The organism is Pseudomonas poae, assembly GCF_001439785.1.
GTDB classification, from domain to species: Bacteria; Pseudomonadota; Gammaproteobacteria; order Pseudomonadales; family Pseudomonadaceae; genus Aquipseudomonas; species Aquipseudomonas poae.
In genome coordinates this window covers 13,683-32,741 of sequence record NZ_JYLI01000023.1, presented here as the reverse complement: position 1 = coordinate 32,741, position 19,059 = coordinate 13,683, and the positions used below count along the sequence as shown (strand labels likewise).

Annotated in this window: 22 protein-coding genes; 8 read left to right on the top strand and 14 right to left on the bottom strand. The window is 60.3% G+C overall.

Annotated elements, in window-relative coordinates; genetic code table 11:
- Nucleotides 1–306: 306 nt before the first annotated feature.
- The 10 genes from TU75_RS22340 to TU75_RS22300 all read right to left on the bottom strand — a co-directional run bounded on the left by TU75_RS22340 (nucleotide 307) and on the right by TU75_RS22300 (nucleotide 9,171).
- Nucleotides 307–1,941: an ABC-F family ATP-binding cassette domain-containing protein gene (locus tag TU75_RS22340; protein WP_060550224.1), complete on the bottom strand. Its 1,635-nt coding sequence runs from the start codon at nucleotides 1,939–1,941 to the stop codon at nucleotides 307–309.
- Nucleotides 1,942–2,065: 124 nt separating this feature from the next.
- Nucleotides 2,066–3,082 (bottom strand): DNA topoisomerase IB, encoded by a 1,017-nt coding sequence (locus tag TU75_RS22335; protein WP_060550141.1) that lies wholly within the window; start codon nucleotides 3,080–3,082, stop codon nucleotides 2,066–2,068.
- A gap of 72 nt (nucleotides 3,083–3,154) precedes the next feature.
- Entirely contained in the window at nucleotides 3,155–4,234 is a 1,080-nt protein-coding gene (modC, locus tag TU75_RS22330; RefSeq protein ID WP_060550140.1) for a molybdenum ABC transporter ATP-binding protein, read from the bottom strand.
- A 5-nt stretch (nucleotides 4,235–4,239) separates the two neighbouring features.
- Nucleotides 4,240–4,920 carry a molybdate ABC transporter permease subunit gene (gene modB / locus TU75_RS22325; protein ID WP_060550139.1) on the bottom strand — a complete coding sequence of 227 codons (681 nt, stop codon included), beginning with the start codon at nucleotides 4,918–4,920 and terminating at the stop codon, nucleotides 4,240–4,242.
- The gene (gene modA / locus TU75_RS22320; protein WP_060550138.1) at nucleotides 4,921–5,673 is read right to left on the bottom strand and encodes a molybdate ABC transporter substrate-binding protein; all 753 of its coding nucleotides are present in this window, start codon (nucleotides 5,671–5,673) and stop codon (nucleotides 4,921–4,923) included.
- Between the two features lie 96 nt (nucleotides 5,674–5,769).
- Nucleotides 5,770–6,828, bottom strand: a complete 1,059-nt coding sequence (locus TU75_RS22315; RefSeq protein ID WP_060550137.1) for an NAD(P)H-dependent flavin oxidoreductase — start codon at nucleotides 6,826–6,828, stop codon at nucleotides 5,770–5,772.
- Between the two features lie 70 nt (nucleotides 6,829–6,898).
- Entirely contained in the window at nucleotides 6,899–7,930 is a 1,032-nt protein-coding gene (gene ada / locus TU75_RS22310; RefSeq protein WP_060550136.1) for a bifunctional DNA-binding transcriptional regulator/O6-methylguanine-DNA methyltransferase Ada, read from the bottom strand.
- A 75-nt stretch (nucleotides 7,931–8,005) separates the two neighbouring features.
- Nucleotides 8,006–8,671 carry a DNA oxidative demethylase AlkB gene (gene alkB, locus TU75_RS22305; RefSeq protein WP_060550135.1) on the bottom strand — a complete coding sequence of 222 codons (666 nt, stop codon included), beginning with the start codon at nucleotides 8,669–8,671 and terminating at the stop codon, nucleotides 8,006–8,008.
- A gap of 4 nt (nucleotides 8,672–8,675) precedes the next feature.
- Nucleotides 8,676–8,843, bottom strand: a complete 168-nt coding sequence (locus TU75_RS27810) for a hypothetical protein (RefSeq protein WP_015372040.1) — start codon at nucleotides 8,841–8,843, stop codon at nucleotides 8,676–8,678.
- 25 nt (nucleotides 8,844–8,868) lie between these two features.
- Nucleotides 8,869–9,171 carry a DUF1883 domain-containing protein gene (locus TU75_RS22300; RefSeq protein WP_003230751.1) on the bottom strand — a complete coding sequence of 101 codons (303 nt, stop codon included), beginning with the start codon at nucleotides 9,169–9,171 and terminating at the stop codon, nucleotides 8,869–8,871.
- A 212-nt stretch (nucleotides 9,172–9,383) separates the two neighbouring features.
- Between TU75_RS22300 and TU75_RS22295 the strand changes: the two genes are divergently transcribed.
- Both TU75_RS22295 and TU75_RS22290 read left to right on the top strand, forming a co-directional pair.
- Nucleotides 9,384–9,734 carry a hypothetical protein gene (locus tag TU75_RS22295; protein ID WP_003230749.1) on the top strand — a complete coding sequence of 117 codons (351 nt, stop codon included), beginning with the start codon at nucleotides 9,384–9,386 and terminating at the stop codon, nucleotides 9,732–9,734.
- Between the two features lie 91 nt (nucleotides 9,735–9,825).
- Complete coding sequence (locus TU75_RS22290) at nucleotides 9,826–10,056, top strand: hypothetical protein (RefSeq protein WP_003230747.1); 231 nt, start codon at nucleotides 9,826–9,828, stop codon at nucleotides 10,054–10,056.
- A gap of 11 nt (nucleotides 10,057–10,067) precedes the next feature.
- Here the strand turns inward: TU75_RS22290 and TU75_RS22285 are convergent, their stop codons facing one another.
- On the bottom strand, nucleotides 10,068–10,349 hold the full coding sequence (locus TU75_RS22285; RefSeq protein WP_003230746.1) for a YgdI/YgdR family lipoprotein: 282 nt from the start codon (nucleotides 10,347–10,349) through the stop codon (nucleotides 10,068–10,070).
- A gap of 142 nt (nucleotides 10,350–10,491) precedes the next feature.
- Nucleotides 10,492–10,677, bottom strand: coding sequence for a hypothetical protein (locus tag TU75_RS22280; RefSeq protein WP_003230745.1), 186 nt, complete (start codon nucleotides 10,675–10,677; stop codon nucleotides 10,492–10,494).
- A 241-nt stretch (nucleotides 10,678–10,918) separates the two neighbouring features.
- Between TU75_RS22280 and galU the strand changes: the two genes are divergently transcribed.
- Complete coding sequence (gene galU, locus TU75_RS22275) at nucleotides 10,919–11,758, top strand: UTP--glucose-1-phosphate uridylyltransferase GalU (RefSeq protein WP_003230743.1); 840 nt, start codon at nucleotides 10,919–10,921, stop codon at nucleotides 11,756–11,758.
- Between the two features lie 107 nt (nucleotides 11,759–11,865).
- Nucleotides 11,866–13,224 carry a glutathione-disulfide reductase gene (gorA, locus tag TU75_RS22270; RefSeq protein ID WP_060550134.1) on the top strand — a complete coding sequence of 453 codons (1,359 nt, stop codon included), beginning with the start codon at nucleotides 11,866–11,868 and terminating at the stop codon, nucleotides 13,222–13,224.
- Here the strand turns inward: gorA and TU75_RS22265 are convergent, their stop codons facing one another.
- A complete protein-coding gene (locus TU75_RS22265; RefSeq protein ID WP_060550133.1) occupies nucleotides 13,225–14,232 on the bottom strand; it encodes a DNA-binding protein in 1,008 nt (335 codons plus the stop codon).
- Between the two features lie 170 nt (nucleotides 14,233–14,402).
- On the opposite strand from TU75_RS22265, the gene TU75_RS22260 reads away from it, so the two are divergent.
- The 3 genes from TU75_RS22260 to ahpF all read left to right on the top strand — a co-directional run bounded on the left by TU75_RS22260 (nucleotide 14,403) and on the right by ahpF (nucleotide 17,722).
- Entirely contained in the window at nucleotides 14,403–15,335 is a 933-nt protein-coding gene (locus TU75_RS22260) for a site-specific integrase (RefSeq protein ID WP_060550132.1), read from the top strand.
- Nucleotides 15,336–15,468: 133 nt separating this feature from the next.
- Nucleotides 15,469–16,032, top strand: a complete 564-nt coding sequence (gene ahpC, locus TU75_RS22255; protein ID WP_003191303.1) for an alkyl hydroperoxide reductase subunit C — start codon at nucleotides 15,469–15,471, stop codon at nucleotides 16,030–16,032.
- Nucleotides 16,033–16,156: 124 nt separating this feature from the next.
- Nucleotides 16,157–17,722, top strand: coding sequence for an alkyl hydroperoxide reductase subunit F (gene ahpF / locus TU75_RS22250; protein ID WP_003230739.1), 1,566 nt, complete (start codon nucleotides 16,157–16,159; stop codon nucleotides 17,720–17,722).
- 50 nt (nucleotides 17,723–17,772) lie between these two features.
- Here ahpF and gloA read toward each other — a convergent pair whose 3' ends face one another.
- Nucleotides 17,773–18,294: a lactoylglutathione lyase gene (gene gloA / locus TU75_RS22245; RefSeq protein ID WP_003230738.1), complete on the bottom strand. Its 522-nt coding sequence runs from the start codon at nucleotides 18,292–18,294 to the stop codon at nucleotides 17,773–17,775.
- A gap of 176 nt (nucleotides 18,295–18,470) precedes the next feature.
- Here gloA and TU75_RS22240 point away from each other — a divergent pair, with 176 nt between their 5' ends.
- Nucleotides 18,471–19,007 carry a DUF4946 domain-containing protein gene (locus TU75_RS22240; protein WP_060550131.1) on the top strand — a complete coding sequence of 179 codons (537 nt, stop codon included), beginning with the start codon at nucleotides 18,471–18,473 and terminating at the stop codon, nucleotides 19,005–19,007.
- Nucleotides 19,008–19,059: the final 52 nt, after the last annotated feature.

The following is a 19,059-nucleotide window of genomic DNA, read 5'->3' as shown; positions in this document are numbered from 1 at the left end:
CACGCCCTCGTGGCGAGCGGGCTTGCCCCGCGTTGGGGTGCGAAGCGCCCCCACTCCAGCAAAACGCGGTGTACCTGACACGGCTCAGCGCCTGGTTTTGGGGCTGCTGCGCAGCCCAACGCAGGACAAGCCTGCTCGCCACAGGGAATCTGCGCTTAACTGAACGGCACTTGCCCCGCGTTGGGGTGCGGAGCGCCCCCAATCCAGCAAAACGCGGTGTACCTGATACGGCTCAGCGCCTGGTTTTGGGGCTGCTGCGCAGCCCAACGCAGGACAAGCCTGCTCGCCACAGGGGCGGTGTGGGGCTCAGCTACGCACTAGCTGCCAACGTTCCTCTTGCCAGATCAACAGATGAGTCGGCTGGATCGCCTGCAGGAAGGCGTCGTCATGGGAAACCACCACCATTGCCCCGGTGAAGTGCTTCAAGGCTTGCTCAAACGCCACGACCGACTCCAGGTCCAGGTGATTGGTCGGCTCGTCCAACAGCAGCAATTGTGCCGGCGTCCCACGCCACAAGGCGATCGCCATCGCGGCTTTCAGGCGTTCGCCGCCGCTGAGTTGCCCGGCCGGTTGCGTCACTCGCGCAGCATCCAGTTGCAGCAACGCCAGGCGGGTGCGCAGTTCGGCTTCGGCCAGCGGCGTGGCGAGCAGGTTGAGCTGTTCGACCACGGAACGCCCGTTATCCAGCAGCGCCAGATGCTGGTCGATATACGCGGTCGGCAGAGGCACCGAGCAGACCCCACTGGCGACCTGCAATTGGCCGGCCAGCAGCTTGAGCAACGTGGATTTGCCGCAGCCGTTGGGTCCCTTTACGGCAACGCGTACGGGCCCGGCGAGGTTGAGCGTGAGCCACGTTGAGGGTGCCAGTGGATCAAGCCACGGCAGTTGCGCGTGCGCCAGGCTCATCACCTGGCGGCCGTTGGGCACTGTCGAGGCCGGCAAGACGAGCAGGGTGGGCATCTCGGACGCCACGTGTTGGGACGCCTGGCGCACCTGCGCATCGAGTTGGCCCTTGTGGGCCTGCTGCGCACCGCGCACCTTACTGACCACCTCGGTGGCGGCACCTTTCCAGCGCGACCGGGTAAACCGGTCAACGTTGGCATTCTGCGCATGCTGGCGCGAGCGGGCGGCGTGGCGTTGCAGGTCATCGTTCTGGCGTTGCAGGCGCTGTCGTTCGCGGCTGCGTTCGAGGCGCATGCGCTCCAGCTCGGCCACCGCCGCGTGCTGCTGCGCCTCGCGCTGTTGGCGATAGTCATCATAGTTGCCGCCATACAGCCGGGCGCCGAGGGGTGACAGCTCAATGATGCGGCCCATGGCATTGAGCAACTGCCGATCATGACTGACCACCACCAGTCCACCTCGCCAGAGGTGGAGCGCGTGCAGCAGCCAGGCGCGTCCTGCGCTGTCGAGGTGGTTGCTCGGCTCATCGAGAATCAGCAAGTGTGGCGCCGCCAGCAACGCACCGATAATCGCAACCCGCGCCAACTGACCGCCGCTCAGATGTTCGGCCGGCGTCTGAGCGTCGACGTCAGGCAAGCCGGCGGCATCAAGCGCAGCGCGCAAGCGCTCGGCCAGGTCCCAGCGATCATCGATCAACTCGACATCGGCGCCGTCGGCTGTGCCGGCAGTCATGCGCTCAAGCGCCGCCAGGATGGATACGGTTGCGGTGAGATGGGCGACGGTGTCTCCCGCTTGAATGTCCACCGTCTGCGCAACGTACTTCACGCTGACAGACCTTTTCACGCTGCCGGAAGACGGCGTCAGCAACCCGGCGAGCAGTTTGGCCAGCAGGCTTTTGCCGCAGCCATTGCGGCCGACGATGCCGGTCGGGGTGTGATCGATGGACAGGTTGAGGTCTTCCAGCAGGGTTTCGCCGTTGGCGAACTGGAAACACAGGTGTTGCAGGGAAACCAATACGGGTAGCCGCTTGACGTGAGTCACAGGCACCTCCAGAAAATGTCGAACAGGCCAACAGGCACGCAAGGTGGCCTGTTGCAGATACATTTTTGAAAGGCTCAGTTATTCACGTCGGCAGTCGTCCGGTCAGTGGTCAAGGGGCAGGAGCCTAGCTCGCCTCGGCCAGTTGTTCAAGGAACATGGCCAACGCCACTTCCTCGGCCTTGAGCCCTTTGCGCAGTCGTGGCGGGGGCAATTTGGACAGTTCGCCCAGGCTGAAATGCTCAAGCACCGCCGGGTGGATGTAGCACTTGCGGCACACCGCCGGGGTGTTGCCCAACTGCCTGGCCACGTCTTTGACCATGGTCACCACATGGCGCTTGGCGTCGGATTCGGGCTGCCACTCCAGTTCGCGCAGCACCGCCAGCGCCATCGCGGTGCCGGCCCAGGTGCGATAGTCCTTGGCGGTGAAGTCTGCGCCGGTGAGGCTGTGCAGGTAGGCGTTCACATCGTGGGAGCTGACGGTATGGCGCTCGCCGTCCTCGTCCAGGTACTGGAACAGGTCTTGCCCCGGTAATTCCATGCAGCGCTTGACCACGGTAGCCAGGCGCCGGTCCTTCACGCTGATCTGGTGCTCAACGCCGCTTTTGCCACGGAACTGGAACTTAATTTCGCTGCCTTTGACGTCTACGTGGCGGTTACGCAACGTCGTCAGTCCGTAGGATTTGTTGTCGCGTGCGTACTGCGTATTGCCGACGCGAATCAAGGTGGCATCGAGCAACATCACTACGGTCGCCAGCACCTTCTCGCGGGTGAAGCCAGGCTCGGCCAGTTGCGCCTCCAGCTGTTTGCGCAACTTGGGCAGAGCCTTGCCGAAGGCCTGCAGGCGTGAGTACTTGTCGGTGTCGCGTACCTCGCGCCAGCGGGTGTGGTAGCGGTATTGCTTGCGCCCACGCGCATCGCGGCCGGTGGCTTGCAGATGGCCGCGCGGGTCGGCGCAGATCCAGACATCCGTGTACGCCGGCGGCACAGCCAGGGCATTCAGGCGCTTGATGTCGTCGGCGTCGGTGATGCGCTCGCCTTTGGCATCGAAATAATGGAATTTGCCGCGCAGCTTTTTGCGGGTGATGCCGGGTTGGGTGTCATCGACGTAGTGCAAATCGCGGGGCAGGTCGGAATCGGGCATGGGCAACTTCCTTGGCAACAGATCAGGCCGTATGTCTGATTGACCGCAGCGATGGTCGGTCGTGCCAAATGGTTACGCCAGCACCGCGACCGCCTTGATCTGCGCCCATAACGCCTGCCCGGTGTGCAGTTGCAACTGGTCGCGGGAGTACCGCGTGATCCGTGCCAGCAACGGTGTGCCGCCAGCGTCCAGGCGCACCAGCACGTGGGCGTTGTTGTCCGCGGGGATTTCCTCGGTGACTGTCACCGGCAGGCGGTTGAGGATGCTGCTGTGCTCCTGCGCCTGCAGGCTCAGGCTCACATCCCGTGCCTGTACTTTCACCCGCAGCGCACGGCCCAGTGCCAGCGGCGCATGGGCGACACGCATGTGCAGGGCGCTGTCAGGCAGTTGCAGGGTGAGCAGCTGGTAGGCCGCGTCATAGGCGCTGACGGTGCCATGGATCACCACGCCAGCATCGTCGCCCCGCGCCAGAGGCAGGTCCAGACGCGCCAGGGTTTCGCCGATCGGGCCGCTGGCCAGCGCCGTGCCGTCGCTGAGCAACACGATGTGATCGGCCAGGCGCGCAACCTCATCCTGGGCGTGGCTGACGTAGAGCAGCGGAATATCCAGTTCGTCGTGCAAACGTTCCAGATACGGCAGGATTTCGCCCTTGCGCTGGCTGTCGAGGGCGGCCAGCGGTTCGTCCATCAGCAACAACTTCGGGCTGGTGAGCAAGGCGCGGGCGATGCCGATGCGCTGGCGTTCGCCACCGGAAAGATGCTCGGGATTACGCTCGAGCAGATGACCGATGCCAAGTAATTGTGTGGCCTGGTCCATATCCACACGGCGCGCCGAGCGCGGAATGCGCTTGAGGCCGAATTCGAGATTGGCCCGTACCGACAGGTGAGGAAACAGGCTGGCTTCTTGAAACACATAACCCAATGCGCGTTTATGGGGCGGTACGAACAGCCCGATGCGGCTGTCCTGCCAGACCTCGTCGTTGACCTGGATAAATCCGTCCTCGGCGCGCTCCAGCCCGGCGATGCAGCGCAGGCAGGTGGTCTTGCCGGAGCCGGAGTGTCCGTACAGTGCCGTCACACCACGCCCGGGCAGGTGCAGGTCCACCTTCAGCGCAAACCCCGAGTACTTTCTGTGCAGGCGCACCTGGATCATCGATATCAGCTCCAGCCCATGCGGGTTTTACGGCTGGAGTACAGCGCCAGCAGCACAACGAACGCAAACACCACCATGGCGCCTGCCAGCCAATGGGCCTGGGCATATTCCATGGCTTCGACATGATCGTAGATCTGCACCGACACTACCCGGGTCTTGTCCGGAATATTGCCGCCGATCATCAGTACCACGCCGAACTCACCCACGGTATGGGCAAAGCCGAGGATGGCGGCAGTGATGAATCCCGGGCGTGCGAGGGGCAGGGTCACGGTGAAAAACGTATCCCAGGGATTGGCGCGCAAGGTGGCAGCAACTTCCAGTGGACGCGTGCCAATGGCAGCAAAGGCGTTCTGCAACGGCTGCACCACGAAGGGCATGGAATAGATGACCGAGCCAATCACCAGCCCGGCGAAGCTGAAGGTCAGGGTGCCCAGCCCCAGCCATTGGGTGAACTGACCCACATAACCGTTGGGCCCCATGGTCAGCAGCAGGTAGAAGCCGATCACCGTGGGCGGCAGCACCAACGGCAGTGCGACGATCGCGCCGATGGGCCCGCGCCACCATGAGCGCGTGCGCGACAGCCACAGGGCAATCGGCGTGCCGATCAGCAGCAGGATCACGGTGGTCAGTGACGCCAGTTTGACGGTCAACCAGATCGCGGAAAAATCGGCACTCGACAGCGGCATTTACAGCTCGTAACCGTAGGACTTGATGACCGCTGCGGCTTTTGGCCCTTTGAGGTAGTCAATGAAGGCCTTGGCCGCCGCATTGTCTTTACCCTTGTTGAGGATCACCGCGTCCTGTTTGATCGGATCATGCAGTGAGGCAGGAACGATCCACGCCGAACCGTGCGTGACCTTGCCGTCCTTATAGATCTGCGACAAGGCGACAAACCCCAATTCGGCGTTGCCGGTGGACACGAACTGATAGGTCTGGGTGATGTTCTGGCCTTCAACGAGCTTGTCCTTGACCTGCTCGGTCAGGCCTTGTCTGGCCAGCACCTGGGTAGCGGCCAGGCCGTAGGGCGCAGCTTTCGGGTTGGCGATGGACAGGTGTTTGAATTGGTTGCCCTTCAACACCTCGCCCTTGGCGTCCACATAACCGTCCTTGGCCGACCACAGCGCGAGGGTGCCCACGGCGTAGGTGAAGCGCGACCCCTTGACGGTGTCGCCTTCGTTCTCGAGTTTTTTGGCGGTGGTGTCGTCGGCGCTCAGGAACACTTCGAACGGCGCGCCGTTCTTGATCTGGGTGTAGAACTGCCCGGTTGCCCCGTAGGACGCCACCAGCTTGTGGCCGGTGTCTTTCTCGAAGTCGGCGGCAATCGCCTGGATCGGCGCGGTGAAGTTGGCGGCCACGGCCACCTGGACTTCATCAGCCTGGGCTGAGCCGAAGGCGAGGGCCGCGACCAGGACGGCCAGGCGCGGGGCGTGAATCTTCATGCAGCAGCTCCTTTGAGGGTGGACGGCGCGTCATGGCGCAATCGCTGTGTACGCAAATATATAGCGCTTGGCTATTGTCGGTACAGCGCGAAGTCTCTACTGCAGTTTTGCCAGGGCGTGTTCGGCCAGCTCACAGGTGAGTGCGTAGGTTGAAATGTCTTTGCCCAGGCGCACTGCCTGGCCGGCCCACAAGTTGCTGAAGCCGGCTTCATCCCTGGCCTTGAGCGGCATCAACGCACCACCGGCCCTGGGAAAGGCCGGTGTCGCCGGGTTCATTGCGCCGAGTTCGCGCATGACCCGGTTGACAATGCCGCGCGCCGGCCGCCCTGTGAACAGGTTGGTGAGAGCGGTCTCGCTGGCCTGGGCATGGCGCAGCGCATGGTGATGGGAGGCCGTCACCGTGGCCTGTGGCGTAAACAGGTAGGCCGTGCCGATCTGCACCGCTGACGCGCCGAGGGCGAAGGCCGCGACGATGCCCCGCGCGTCAGCGATGCCACCGGCGGCAATCACCGGCACGCTGACGGCGTCGACCACTTGCGGCAACAGCGCAAACAGGCCGATCTGGCTATGGATATCCTCACTCAGGAACATCCCCCGGTGCCCGCCGGCCTCAATGCCCATGGCGATGATAGCGTCGCAGCCGTGTTGCTCCAGCCACAGCGCTTCCTCAACGGTGGTGGCCGAGGACAGCACCTTGGCACCGCTGGCTTTTACTCGGTCGAGCAGGGACTTTTCCGGCAAGCCAAAGTGAAAGCTCACCACTTCGGGACGAAATTCTTCGACCACCCGACACGCTTCGTCGTTGAACGGTGCGCGGTTGGACATGGGCGTTGGCGCGTCAAAGTCGGCACCCAGTTCGCGGTAGTAGGGTTCGAGCAACGCTTTCCAATGGGTATCGCGTGCCTCATCCGGGGCCGGCGTTTGATGGCAGAAAAAGTTGACGTTGATTGGCCGGTTGCTGGCCTGACGAATCGTGGTCAGCGCTTCACGAAGTTGCTCGATGCTCAGCGCTGCGGCGGGCATTGAGCCAAGCGCGCCGGCCTCGTTGGCGGCGATCACCATGGCAGTGGTTGTAGCGCCGGCCATGGGGGCCTGAATGATGGGCACTTCAATGCCCAGCAGGTCAAGAATGCGAGTGTCTGGCCAGGTGCTCATGGGACAGGTCTCCAGCAAGGGTAAGACGGTTCGCTGTTTTAACAGGCCCATGGTCATCAGGCCAGTCCGTTCAGCCCTCGCGTTCTCGCTCCAGCAACTGCCGCTTGCGTTCTACGCCCCAGCGATAACCGCTCAAATCACCATTGCTGCGCACCACGCGGTGACAGGGAATCGCCACCGCCAGGCTGTTGGCGCCACAGGCTTGCGCCACCGCACGGGATGAGGTGGGCGCGCCGATGCGCTGGGCGATCTGCGCGTAGCTGGCGGTGCTGCCCGCAGGAATATCGCGCAGGGCCTGCCACACCCGTTCCTGAAACGCCGTGCCGCGCAGGTCCAGCGGCAGGTTCAGGCCCAGGCCAGGCGCTTCGATAAAACCCACCACCTGAGCGATCAGCTGTTCGAAGTCGTGATCCGCGCCCACCAGTTCGGCCTTGGGGAACTTGTCCTGCAGGTCGTGTACCAGTGCGTTTGGATCGTCGCCCAGCAGGATCGCGCACACACCTCGCAGACTTTGCGCCACCAGAATCGCACCCAACGAGCATTCACCCACGGCAAAACGGATTTCGCTGTTGGTGCCGCCGGCCTTGTAGTCACTGGGTTTCATGCCCAGCATTTGCCCGGCCGACTCATAAAAGCGGCTGTTGGAGTTGAAGCCTGCGTCGTACAGCGCGTCCGTTACGGTGCCTGGCTGCGTGAGCCCATCGCGCACCCTGCGTGAGCGCTCGGCGCGGGCGTAGCCCTTGGGCGTGAGGCCTGTGATCGATTTGAATACCCGGTGAAAATGGAAGGGGCTCAGCCCGGCCTGCATGGCCAGGGTTTCAAGGCTGGGTTCGGTTTCGGCCTGTTCGATCTGGCGACAAGCGCTTGCCACGAGTCGCGCCTGTTGTGTGGTGCCCTCGGCGCGTTTATTCGGTCGATAACCGGCCGCTTCGGCTTGTTGAGGCGTGTCAAAAAACTCGACGTTCTCCGGGCGCGGCCGGCGTGCGCTACTGCTGGGCCGGCAGTAGACGCCGGTGGTTCTGACGCCATAGACAAACAGGCTGTCGGCCTTCGGGTCTCGAGCGAGGACAGCCGCCCAGCGTGGGTCTTGTTCAGTGTTCATGGCCTGGACTCTTGACGGTTCACGGGCAGATTAGCTGCACGGTTGAGCCGTGGCACTCTGAAGCTTGCGGTCAAATCAGCCGGCGGTACGCAAGGTGAGGTTGATGCGTTGTGGCCCCATGATCGGGTGCTCGCCGTCCTTGATCGGCATCACGCCATGAAAGCGCAAGCGATCAACGCCGCCCCACACCACCACGTCGCCATGGAATAGCGAAACTTTTTGCGGCTTGTCACTGCGCGCGTGGCCGCCGAACAGAAAGATCGCCGGCAGCCCGAGGGACACTGACACCACTGGCGCAGCGTAGTGGCGTTCGTTTTTGTCCTGGTGCAGGGACATCTTGGCGCCGGGCACGTAGCGGTTGATCAGGCACGCATCCGGCGCGAAGTCACTGAACCCCGCATTCGCCGCAGCCTGCTCCGCCAGTTGGCGCAAGGCGTCGGGCAGGGCAGGCCAGGGTTGTTGGTTATTCGGATCAGTCGGGCTGTAGCGGTAACCGGTGCTGTCGGTGGTCCAGCCCAATGCGCCGCAACTGCTCAGCGCCGCCGACATCGTAAAGCCGCCGGGGGTGACCATTCTGCGAAAGGGGGACCGGGCCAGCACGCTTCTCAGCTCGGGCAGCAGGCGATCAATCCACGGCAAGGCAAAGCCTCTGAGTACAAAGGATTGTTCACCGATCTGCTCGCGGCTCGCCGGTTGTCGCAAGGCCTCGTCGGCAAACAGATCGGCAGTAGGGCCGGCCATGGGTTTACAGCGCCTTACTCACGGTGATGTCGCTGATTTCATCGCTGGAATCGTGAATTTTGGCCAGCGCTTGCCTGGCCTCTTCAATGCTGTTGGACTCAAGCTGGGCGAATTCAAAGCGGCGTTCGCCGTTGAGCTTGTACTTGATGACGTATTTGGTGGTGGTGATCACAGCTTTATTCCTGTCGAGGCGAGGGTCAGCTCAGCTTGCTGCTGGTACGGCGGACGATGCGGATCTTGTGGGACAGCGCCGGTTTGCGGGTAACGCTGATGGCACGGCGGGTGACCACGTCCAGGGTGATGTTCCAGAAACCGGTGCTGGGCGCGGTGATTTTGGCCGGGAATTGATCGAACGCGCCGCCGTGGTAAGTGTGGCGACCGCCGTTCTTGAAGCTGCGAAAGTTCGCATCGCTCATCAGACGGATATTACAAGTTTGCGAGCATTCGATGACGACGATGTCTCCTTCATTGAGGTGCTCACGCTGGTGGATGAATTTCATGAGGTGTCTCCAGAAGGGCTTTTTCTGAAAAATCAGAACGATACGTAGGTTAAGATGGAGTTTATCAGCCCCAGCGCGTTTATTATCGGGCCGTCTTCGACGACTTCGACAATTTAAAACAGTTTATCTACCCAGTTATCAGAGATAAATCCTACTTTGCGGGAGAAAATTCCTACGCCCGCTGTCGTAGGGTCTTTATCGGAGGTTTTTGTATGAAGTGGAGTGTGTTGGTTCTGGCGTTGGCGATCGGCGGGTGTGCTTCGGTTGCAGACATCAAGCAGACCCCGCCCACACTGGCGGTCATTTCTGGAAAGAAGCCGCAGGATTATGCGGCGTGCATTGTGCAGAAGTTGTCCAGTACGCGTCGGCCGTCGCAGATAGAGCCGCACAAGAATGGGGTGCAGGTGATCGTGCCACAGAAATTCTCGGCTGATCCTTCGGCGATTTTCGAGATTGAAGACCGCTCCAGCGGCAGCAGCATCAAGCTCTACGAGAGCATGTCCAATGTGCCGATCCGGCCAGGTGACGTGAAGAAAGCCGGGGAAGATTGCATTTCCGGTTGAGCGCTTTAACAGGCCTAACCTTTTGAATCCGATAAAAATGCCGCTCGGCCTTTGAGGCCAAGCGGCATTTGTGTGTTTTTGGAACGCCGTCATGAAACGTGAACATGTCACAAGCTGCCAGGCCGAGGGTCTGATTTCGGCCACCCACATTATCCAGAACCCCGCCGACCTGGGTGAATGGATCGTCTTCTTCAAAAAAAGCGGCGGGCGCAGTTTTTTCCTGGTGGATGATCAGGATGAAGTGGAGTCCTTCGCGAGTCTGGATAGCTTGATCGAGACGCTGCGGGGCCTGGGCATCCGTTTTGCCGATATTCAGCTTTAGGCGCGCGGCGCCTATTTGCAGACCACCACAACGCTGCGGCCTTTGAAATTGCCAACGTCCTTACCGAGCGTCTTGTCTTCCTCGCTCAATGCGGGCGTGCCCTCGGTGCCGATAATGCGGTAACCGGTGCCGGCGCAGGAGGCATCGGCCTTCTCGTAGCAACTGGCCCAGGAGTTGACTTCGCCTGAGCAATCGATGGTCAGGCCCTGTTCGCCATTTTTGAGGACCACGTCAGAGGTGGTGGTGCAACCGGCCAGCGCCAGTACGGCAGTCAGTGTCAGGATCTTGTTCATGGTGGGATCGTCGTCAAAGGAGATGTAAGGGCGCTGACACTGTCGTGGGGCGTTTGCGCAAGATTATAGCGATCTGCCATCTTGGTACAGACAAACACAAAAAAGCCCCGATTATCGGGGCTGTGTGAGCAGGGCAGTAGGCTTATTTGCCTTTGGGCCGCTTGCTGGACGCATGGCCTGCCTCATCCACGAACACTTCGGCAACCGCAATTGCCATGCTTTCGCTGGCAAATACGCCTGCGACGCTGTCACCGTGGAAGTTGATCAAGTGCCAGCCGTCTGCTCGCTTCGTGATCAGATAGCCATTTACGCCTTTGGGTTCTGACATCTATTAACCGTCTCGTGATGTGATTCAAGGCCGCAATGATAGCGCCAAATGTTGCGCTGCGGCCCAAGTTATTGCATACCCATGGAGTGGGTGAGGGCATTTGTCGCAAGATAAGTGGAACTTACACAGAAATTTTTTCTCTATGTTGCTATCGCAACGCCAGCAGGACCCATTGTAAGGTGACTGCTGCCTCATTAGACTGCGCCGAATTCCGTACGCACAGCCCTTTGTAAGGACTCATATGATCAAGAAATGCTTGTTCCCAGCAGCCGGTTACGGCACTCGCTTCTTGCCAGCGACCAAGGCCATGCCCAAAGAGATGCTGCCGGTGGTAAACAAGCCACTGATCCAGTATGGCGTCGAAGAGGCACTGGATGCCGGTCTGAATGAAATTTCCATCGTCACCGGTCGCGGCAAGCGCGCGCTGGAAGACCACTTCGACATCAGCTACGAGCTGGAAAATCAGATCAAGGGCACCGACAAGGAAAAATACCTGGTCGGTATCCGCAAGCTGCTGGACGAGTGCTCTTTCTCCTACACCCGTCAAACCCAGATGAAAGGCCTTGGCCATGCCATCCTCACCGGCCGCCCACTGATCGGCGACGAGCCCTTCGCCGTGGTCCTGGCTGATGACCTGTGCGTCAACCTGGAAGGCGACGGTGTGCTGACCCAGATGGTCAAGCTCTATCAGAAATACCGTTGCACCATCGTGGCGGTGATGGAGGTCAACCCGGCCGAGACCAACAAGTACGGCGTTATCGCCGGCGACGACATTGGTGATGGCCTGATCCGCGTCCGCGACATGGTCGAGAAGCCTGCGCCGGAAGACGCACCCTCGAACCTGGCGATTATCGGTCGTTACATCCTGACGCCGGACATCTTCAAATTGATCGAAGAAACCGAGCCAGGCAAAGGTGGCGAAATCCAGATCACCGACGCTCTGCTCAAGCAAGCCAAAGACGGTTGCGTGATTGCCTACAAATTCAAGGGCCAACGCTTTGACTGCGGCGGCGCTGAAGGCTACATCGAAGCCACCAACTTCTGCTACGAGCACTTCTACAAGACTGGCAAGGCCTACTGATTCACGCCTGCGTCGTCATGTTTAAAGAGAAGGCCACCTTAGGGTGGCTTTTTCGTTTTTCCGCCCCATCTAAGTCGGTATGCTGATGCGCTGCCGAGGAGAGTGAAATGGCCTACGATTTTGACCTGTACGTAATTGGCGCCGGTTCCGGCGGTGTTCGCGCGGCCCGCTTTGCCGCGGGCTTTGGTGCCAAAGTGGCCGTGGCCGAGAGCCGCTACCTGGGCGGTACCTGCGTCAATGTCGGTTGCGTGCCGAAAAAGCTGTTGGTGTACGGCGCGCATTTTGCCGAAGACTTCGAGCAGGCCAGCGGTTTTGGCTGGTCCCTGGGCGAAGCGAACTTCGATTGGGCGACGTTGATTGCCAACAAGGATCGTGAGATCAACCGCCTCAATGGTATCTACCGCAAGTTGCTTGTCGACAGTGGCGTCACGCTGCACGAAGGGCATGCGCGGTTGGTCGACCCTCATCAGGTGGAAATCAATGGCGAGCGGTTCACCGCCAAGCACATTCTGATCGCTACCGGTGGCTGGCCGCAGATTCCGGAGATTCCGGGGCGCGAACACGCGATCGGCTCCAATGAGGCGTTCTTCCTCAAGGATCTGCCCAAGCGCGTACTGGTGGTGGGTGGCGGCTACATTGCGGTCGAGTTTGCCGGGATCTTCCATGGCCTGGGCGCCAATACCTCGCTGTTGTATCGCGGTGACCTGTTTCTGCGCGGATTCGACGGCTCGGTGCGCACGCACTTGAAAGAAGAGCTGACCAAGCGCGGCATGGACCTGCAGTTCAATGCCGATATCGCGCGTATCGACAAGCAGGCTGACGGCAGCCTCAAGGCGACGCTCAAGGATGGACGTGTGCTGGAAGCCGATTGTGTGTTCTACGCGACTGGCCGTAGGCCGATGCTGGACAATCTCGGCCTGGAAAATACTGGCGTCAAACTGGACAAGCGCGGCTTTGTCGAAGTGGACGACCTGTACCAGACCGCTGAAGCATCGATCCTGGCGATTGGCGATGTGATCGGCCGTGTGCAGCTGACCCCGGTTGCCCTGGCCGAGGGCATGGCGGTAGCGCGTCGTCTGTTCAAGCCCGAGCAGTATCGCCCGGTGGATTACGCGATGATTCCGACGGCGGTGTTCAGCCTGCCGAATATCGGCACTGTTGGCCTGACCGAAGAAGACGCAAAAGAGCAAGGCCACACGGTGAAGGTATTTGAAAGCCGCTTCCGGCCGATGAAACTCACCCTCACCGAATGCCAGGAAAAGACCTTGATGAAGCTAGTGGTCGACGCCGACACCGATAGGGTGCTGGGCTGCCACATGGTCGGCCCCGATGCCGGCGAAATCGTGCAAGGGCTGGCGATCGCGCTCAAAGCGGGCGCGACCAAGCAGCATTTCGATGAAACCATCGGCGTGCACCCGACGGCGGCGGAAGAGTTCGTCACCATGCGCACGCCGGTAGCCGACTGATCAGGTGTCAGGCGCTGCCTCTGGCGTCGTCGCAATGACAGCCGCCAGGCGCAGCGCTTCAATGCTGGCCTGGGCCTTGATCAGGTCCAGTTCCAGCGTCTTGTTCTGCTGTTGATGCTCGGCCAGCGCCTCCTGGCGTGACTGGTTGTCCAGCATGGCCACGCGCAAACGCTCCTGCAGCAGCGTGCGTTCGCTTTCAATTCGGTTTGCCTGTTCGCTCAATGCGAGTTGCTGGGCTTGGTCCTTGCGCGTCTGTTCCTGCAGCGCATTCAACTCCTTGGCCGTGACGCGGTGCTCGATCAGCAGGCGCTCGTTGTCTCGGTGCAGCTGGGTGATCTCGTCCTGACGCACCATCGCGCTTTGCTGGGCCTGGCGCAGTTCAGCCTGCAGTTGCTGCAACTGACCCTCATGTCGGCGCTGTTCCTGCTCGCGCTGTTCCTTGATCGCGTTGCGGTAATGCTCAAGCGCGTCGCGGGCATGCAGGTGCTTGTCTTCCAGCGAACGAATCTGTTCGTCCTTGTCGTTGATCCTCAACGCGTAATCGCTGCACGCCTGGCTGAGCCCGGCGTTGCGCGTCTGCTCGGTTTGCAGGCTGGTGCTGGCGGTTTGCAGCGCAGCGCTTTCTTCTGCAAGCGCTGCGGCTTGGATATCGAACTGCTGCTTGAGCTGGCTATGGGCAAGCTCAAGCGCTTCCAGCTGGCCGAGCAGGGCGGCCTTGTCCTGTTCGAACTGCGCCTGGGCCAGGTCGATCGGTTCTTGGGCCTTCTCTTTGAGGCGCTGGGCCAGCCGTGACACCAGTTCGCCGAGTTCGTCGTCGATGGGCGCCTGGGTGATGGTTGCCCGAGTTTCGCTTTCGTCCAACTCCTTTAGATACCGATGAATAGTGGTCTTCGAACCGGTATTGCCCATCTCGATGCGTACCGCGTCGATGCTGGGGTTTTCGCCACGGGCAATGATCGCCATGCGCGCCGTCTGGACTACTGCTTTATTGATGCCGCCACGAGCCATGGGGTCTCCGTCGATTTCGTACCGTGGTACAGGGTATGTATTTACATACCGTATCACAAATCGAAAATCCTTTAAATTCATGATTTAACAGATGGGATATTGGCGTATTATCCCGTGTCATGCGCATTGTGAGCGCGAACACCCCTGCCATCAGTACGAAAAGGCCTGCCATGAGCGATCTGGAGCGGTATCTCAACGCGGCCACCCGCGATAACACGCGCCGCAGCTATAGCGCGGCCGTCGAGCATTTCGAGGTGAATTGGGGTGGGTTCCTGCCCGCCACCAGCGACAGCGTGGCGCGCTATCTGGTGGCGCACGCAGGCGTGCTGGCGGTGAATACGTTAAAGCTGCGGCTGTCGGCGCTGGCGCAGTGGCACATCAGCCAGGGCTTTCCCGACCCGACGAAGGCGCCGGTGGTGCGCAAGGTACTCAAGGGCATTCGGGCCGTGCACCCGCTTCAGGAGAAGCAGGCAGAGCCGTTGCAACTCATTCACCTGGAGCGGGTGGTGGCCTCTCTGCAGGCAGAGGCGCAAGACGCGAGTGAGCAGCAGGATCAGCCGCGATTACTGCGCGCAAGGCGCGACACGGCGTTGATCCTGCTGGGATTCTGGCGCGGGTTTCGCAGTGATGAGCTGTGTCGCCTGCAGATCGAACATGTACAGGCCACGCCCGGCGCGGGTATCAGCCTGTATCTGGCGCGCAGCAAAAGTGATCGCGACAATCTCGGCAAGACCTACCAAACGCCTGCGCTCTTGAGGCTGTGCCCGGTACAGGCCTACGGCGAATGGCTCAGCGCCTCGGCTCTGGTGCGCGGCCCGGTGTTTCGCGGCATTGACCGCTGGGGCAATCTGGGCGAGGAGGGCTTGCACCCCAACAGCGTGATTCCGTTGTTGCGTCAGGCGCTCCAGCGCGCGGGGATAGCCGCCGAGCAATACACCAGCCACTCATTGCGCCGGGGCTTTGCGACCTGGGCCCACCGCAGTGGCTGGGACTTGAAATCGCTGATGAGTTACGTCGGCTGGCGCGACATGAAATCGGCCATGCGCTATGTTGAGGCGACGCCCTTTACTGGCATGACCCTGGCCAGCCAACCGTTGCTGTGAGATTTCTTCTATTAATACAGTGACCTGATAGGGAAAACCAATCGCCAGCATCAGGTTTGCCAATGAGCCATCGACGTAAAGAGTGGTTAGGATTCACCCCATCAACTTCATAACCCCTGACGGAGAGTCAACGATGCCTATCATCAACAGCCAAGTAAAACCGTTCAAAGCCACCGCATTCAAAAACGGCAGCTTCGTAGATGTGACCGACGCTGACCTGAAAGGCAAATGGTCCGTTGTGTTCTTCTACCCAGCCGACTTCACCTTCGTTTGCCCAACCGAACTGGAAGACCTGGCTGACAACTACGCCGAATTCCAGAAACTGGGCGTCGAGATCTACAGCGTTTCCACCGACACCCACTTCGCCCACGCTGCCTGGCACAACACTTCGCCAGCCATCGGCAAGATCCAGTACACCATGATCGGCGACCCGACCCTGACCATCTCCCGCAACTTCGACGTGCTGATCGAAGAAGCAGGTTTGGCTGACCGTGGCACCTTCGTGATCAACCCTGAAGGCCAGATCAAGATCGTCGAGCTCAACGACGGCGGTGTTGGCCGTGACGCTTCCGAGCTGCTGCGCAAAATCAAGGCTGCTCAGTACGTCGCTGCCCACCCGGGCGAAGTGTGCCCAGCCAAGTGGAAAGAAGGCGAGGCCACTCTGGCTCCGTCCCTGGACCTGGTCGGCAAGATCTAAGTCTGTGAAACACCCAGGGCGGGTATCCGCACCTACACAGTAAGCCGCAACCGCCCTCAAAAAACGCCCGGGCGAGATTCGCTCGGGCGTTTTTTTATACCCAGAATTAAAGGAAATCGCCCTCATGTTGGACGCCACTCTTAAAGCTCAGTTGAAGTCATACCTGGAACGGGTCACCCAGCCGATTGAGATCGTCGCCTCCCTCGATGACGGCGCGAAATCCCAGGAAATGCTTGCCCTTTTGCAGGACGTGACCAGTCTCACCACGCTGATCACCCTGAACACCGATGGCAATGATGCGCGCAAGCCGTCGTTCTCCATCAACCGCCCGGGTGCCGACATCAGCCTGCGTTTTGCCGGCATCCCCATGGGCCATGAATTTACTTCGTTGGTGCTGGCCCTGCTGCAAGTCGGCGGTCACCCCTCCAAAGCCAGTGTCGAAGTGATTGAACAGATTCGCGCCCTTAAAGGCGAGTTCAGCTTCGAGACTTACTTCTCGCTGTCCTGCCAGAACTGCCCGGATGTGGTCCAGGCGCTGAACCTGATGGCGGTGCTCAACCCGAACATCCGTCACGTCGCCATCGACGGCGCGCTGTTCCAGGCAGAAGTCGATGAGCGCCAGGTCATGGCAGTGCCCAGCGTCTACTTGAACGGCGTGAACTTCGGCCAGGGCCGCATGGGTCTGGAAGAAATCCTCGCCAAACTCGACACCAGCGGCATCGAAAAAGCCGCCGAAAAAATCAGCGCCAAGGACGCCTTTGATGTCCTAGTGGTTGGCGGTGGCCCGGCCGGTTCTTCGGCCGCCATCTACGCTGCCCGCAAAGGCATTCGTACCGGTGTGGCTGCCGAGCGTTTTGGCGGCCAGGTGCTGGACACCATGTCCATCGAGAACTTCATCTCGGTGCAGGAAACCGAAGGGCCGAAGCTGGTCAGTGCCCTGGAAGCCCATGTGCGTCAGTACGACGTTGACATCATGAATCTGCAGCGCGCCAGCAGCCTGATCCCGGCAAAAAATGCCGGCGACCTGCACGAAATTCGCTTCGAAAGCGGTGCGACCCTCAAATCCAAAACCGTGATTCTCGCCACTGGTGCCCGCTGGCGTGAAATGGGTGTGCCGGGCGAGCAGCAATACAAGGCCAAGGGTGTGTGCTTCTGCCCCCACTGCGACGGTCCGCTGTTCAAGGGCAAGCGCGTGGCGGTGATCGGCGGCGGTAACTCCGGCGTGGAAGCGGCCATCGACCTGGCCGGGATTGTCAGCCACGTCACTTTGCTCGAGTTTGACAGCAAACTGCGCGCTGACGCCGTGTTGCAGCGCAAGTTGCACAGCCTGCCGAACGTGGACGTGATCACCAGTGCGTTGACCAGCGAAGTCAAAGGTGACGGTCAGAAAGTCACTGGCCTGGTGTACAAGGATCGCGACAGTGGCGAGTTCAACACCCTCGACCTGGAAGGCATCTTTGTGCAGATCGGCTTGCTGCCTAATACTGACTGGCTCAAAGGCACTGTGGAGCTGACACCGCGCGGTGAGATCATCGTCGACGCCCGTGGCGAAACGTCACTGCCTGGTGTGTTCGCTGCAGGCGACGTGACGACCGTGCCGTACAAGCAGATCGTGATTGCGGTGGGCGAGGGCGCGAAGGCCTCCCTGAGTGCTTTCGATCACTTGATCCGCTCTTCGGCTCCGGCTTGATACAGGGTCCGTAAATGAAAAACCCCATGAGCGATCATGGGGTTTTTTCGTTACAGCGGTGCGGGCTGAATGATCTCGACCCAGTACCCGTCCGGGTCCTTGATAAAGGCCAGGCTCTTCATGCGACCATCCGTCAGACGCTTTTGAAAGTCGCAGCCCAGGGCTTCGAAACGTTCGCAGGCAGCCACGATATCCGGCACCGAGATGCAGATATGGCCAAAACCGCGAGGGTCGGTATTGCCGTTGTGGTAAGCAAAATTCGCGTCGTTTTCAGTGCCGTGGTTGTGGGTCAGTTCCAGAATGCCCGGAATCGACTTCATCCACTGGGTACGCGCGGCCGCGTCCGCTGGAATCTGCGCTTTATCGACAAGGGCGAGGAAATAGAGGCTGAATTCGGCTTCCGCGAAATCGCGTTTTTCTACCAGGGAAAATCCCATCACGCGCGTATAGAAGTCCAGCGACCGAGTGATGTCCTTGACCCGCAGCATGGTGTGGTTGAACACGAAGTTCGAAGTAGCGGTGTCAGGTTGGGCGGTGACGCCCGGCAAGGTGTTCAGTTCGTGCAGGCTCATGGGCCCTCCAGAAAAAATGGGGCAAAGCGGTCCCTTGGCTTGCGGCAAGCATCCGTGCTGCGCGGTCATGATACGCAAGGCCCGCCGGTAGCGCCAAAAGAAAAGGTCACGCAGCCCTTGCGAGTCGCGGGTGTGGGGGCTCAAACTTTAATGCTTGAACCTTGGGCGTTTTTGCAATGATCCAGTCACGTAAACCGCTGTTGAGTGCTTTGTGTTTATTGTTGGCCAGCCCGCTGGCATGGGCGGCTGACCCGCAAGTTCACTGGCCCAGTGGCTGGCAGGTAGAGGCCGTGGCGCCTGATGCCCAGGCGCCCTCGGTCGCCGCAAGCGTGTCGCGCCAACGGGCAATCAAGAACGACGAAAATGGTGCGACCTTGATGGTCATGGAGCTGACCGCCACGCCCATCGAGGCGGGGCATAAAGTCAATCTGCAAGGCGTGTTGCTGGAGATGCGCAAATCCATCCAGAAGGATTTCGCGCAGGGTGGTTATCAAAGTGTGTGCACCAAAATTCACGCCAGCACATTAAGTCGTCTCGATGCGCTGGAATCCACCTGCGTGATTACCGAGAATGGCAGGCATGTACTCTCACAAACATTAGTCGGTGCCGTCGATGCCGATAAAGCCTACGTATTTTCATTCGCGGGGCAGGCCGAGGCTTATGAAGCAAGCAAGGGTGAAGTCAGTTCAGTGCGCGACACGCTCAAACTTTAAGTGTGGGGTACTTATCGATTTTGAACAAAATGAAATAATATTTAAGTTCGAT

What these genes read in the sequence shown, in the direction of transcription:
- TU75_RS22335 (WP_060550141.1), bottom strand. Translation starts at nt 3,082, where the DNA reads ATGCCCGATTCCGACCTGCCCCGCGATTTGCACTACGTCGATGACACC.
- modC (WP_060550140.1), bottom strand. Translation starts at nt 4,234, where the DNA reads ATGATCCAGGTGCGCCTGCACAGAAAGTACTCGGGGTTTGCGCTGAAG.
- modB (WP_060550139.1), bottom strand. Translation starts at nt 4,920, where the DNA reads ATGCCGCTGTCGAGTGCCGATTTTTCCGCGATCTGGTTGACCGTCAAA.
- modA (WP_060550138.1), bottom strand. Translation starts at nt 5,673, where the DNA reads ATGAAGATTCACGCCCCGCGCCTGGCCGTCCTGGTCGCGGCCCTCGCC.
- TU75_RS22315 (WP_060550137.1), bottom strand. Translation starts at nt 6,828, where the DNA reads ATGAGCACCTGGCCAGACACTCGCATTCTTGACCTGCTGGGCATTGAA.
- ada (WP_060550136.1), bottom strand. Translation starts at nt 7,930, where the DNA reads ATGAACACTGAACAAGACCCACGCTGGGCGGCTGTCCTCGCTCGAGAC.
- alkB (WP_060550135.1), bottom strand. Translation starts at nt 8,671, where the DNA reads ATGGCCGGCCCTACTGCCGATCTGTTTGCCGACGAGGCCTTGCGACAA.
- TU75_RS22300 (WP_003230751.1), bottom strand. Translation starts at nt 9,171, where the DNA reads ATGAAATTCATCCACCAGCGTGAGCACCTCAATGAAGGAGACATCGTC.
- TU75_RS22295 (WP_003230749.1), top strand. Translation starts at nt 9,384, where the DNA reads ATGAAGTGGAGTGTGTTGGTTCTGGCGTTGGCGATCGGCGGGTGTGCT.
- TU75_RS22290 (WP_003230747.1), top strand. Translation starts at nt 9,826, where the DNA reads ATGAAACGTGAACATGTCACAAGCTGCCAGGCCGAGGGTCTGATTTCG.
- TU75_RS22285 (WP_003230746.1), bottom strand. Translation starts at nt 10,349, where the DNA reads ATGAACAAGATCCTGACACTGACTGCCGTACTGGCGCTGGCCGGTTGC.
- TU75_RS22280 (WP_003230745.1), bottom strand. Translation starts at nt 10,677, where the DNA reads ATGTCAGAACCCAAAGGCGTAAATGGCTATCTGATCACGAAGCGAGCA.
- galU (WP_003230743.1), top strand. Translation starts at nt 10,919, where the DNA reads ATGATCAAGAAATGCTTGTTCCCAGCAGCCGGTTACGGCACTCGCTTC.
- gorA (WP_060550134.1), top strand. Translation starts at nt 11,866, where the DNA reads ATGGCCTACGATTTTGACCTGTACGTAATTGGCGCCGGTTCCGGCGGT.
- TU75_RS22265 (WP_060550133.1), bottom strand. Translation starts at nt 14,232, where the DNA reads ATGGCTCGTGGCGGCATCAATAAAGCAGTAGTCCAGACGGCGCGCATG.
- TU75_RS22260 (WP_060550132.1), top strand. Translation starts at nt 14,403, where the DNA reads ATGAGCGATCTGGAGCGGTATCTCAACGCGGCCACCCGCGATAACACG.
- ahpC (WP_003191303.1), top strand. Translation starts at nt 15,469, where the DNA reads ATGCCTATCATCAACAGCCAAGTAAAACCGTTCAAAGCCACCGCATTC.
- ahpF (WP_003230739.1), top strand. Translation starts at nt 16,157, where the DNA reads ATGTTGGACGCCACTCTTAAAGCTCAGTTGAAGTCATACCTGGAACGG.
- gloA (WP_003230738.1), bottom strand. Translation starts at nt 18,294, where the DNA reads ATGAGCCTGCACGAACTGAACACCTTGCCGGGCGTCACCGCCCAACCT.
- TU75_RS22240 (WP_060550131.1), top strand. Translation starts at nt 18,471, where the DNA reads ATGATCCAGTCACGTAAACCGCTGTTGAGTGCTTTGTGTTTATTGTTG.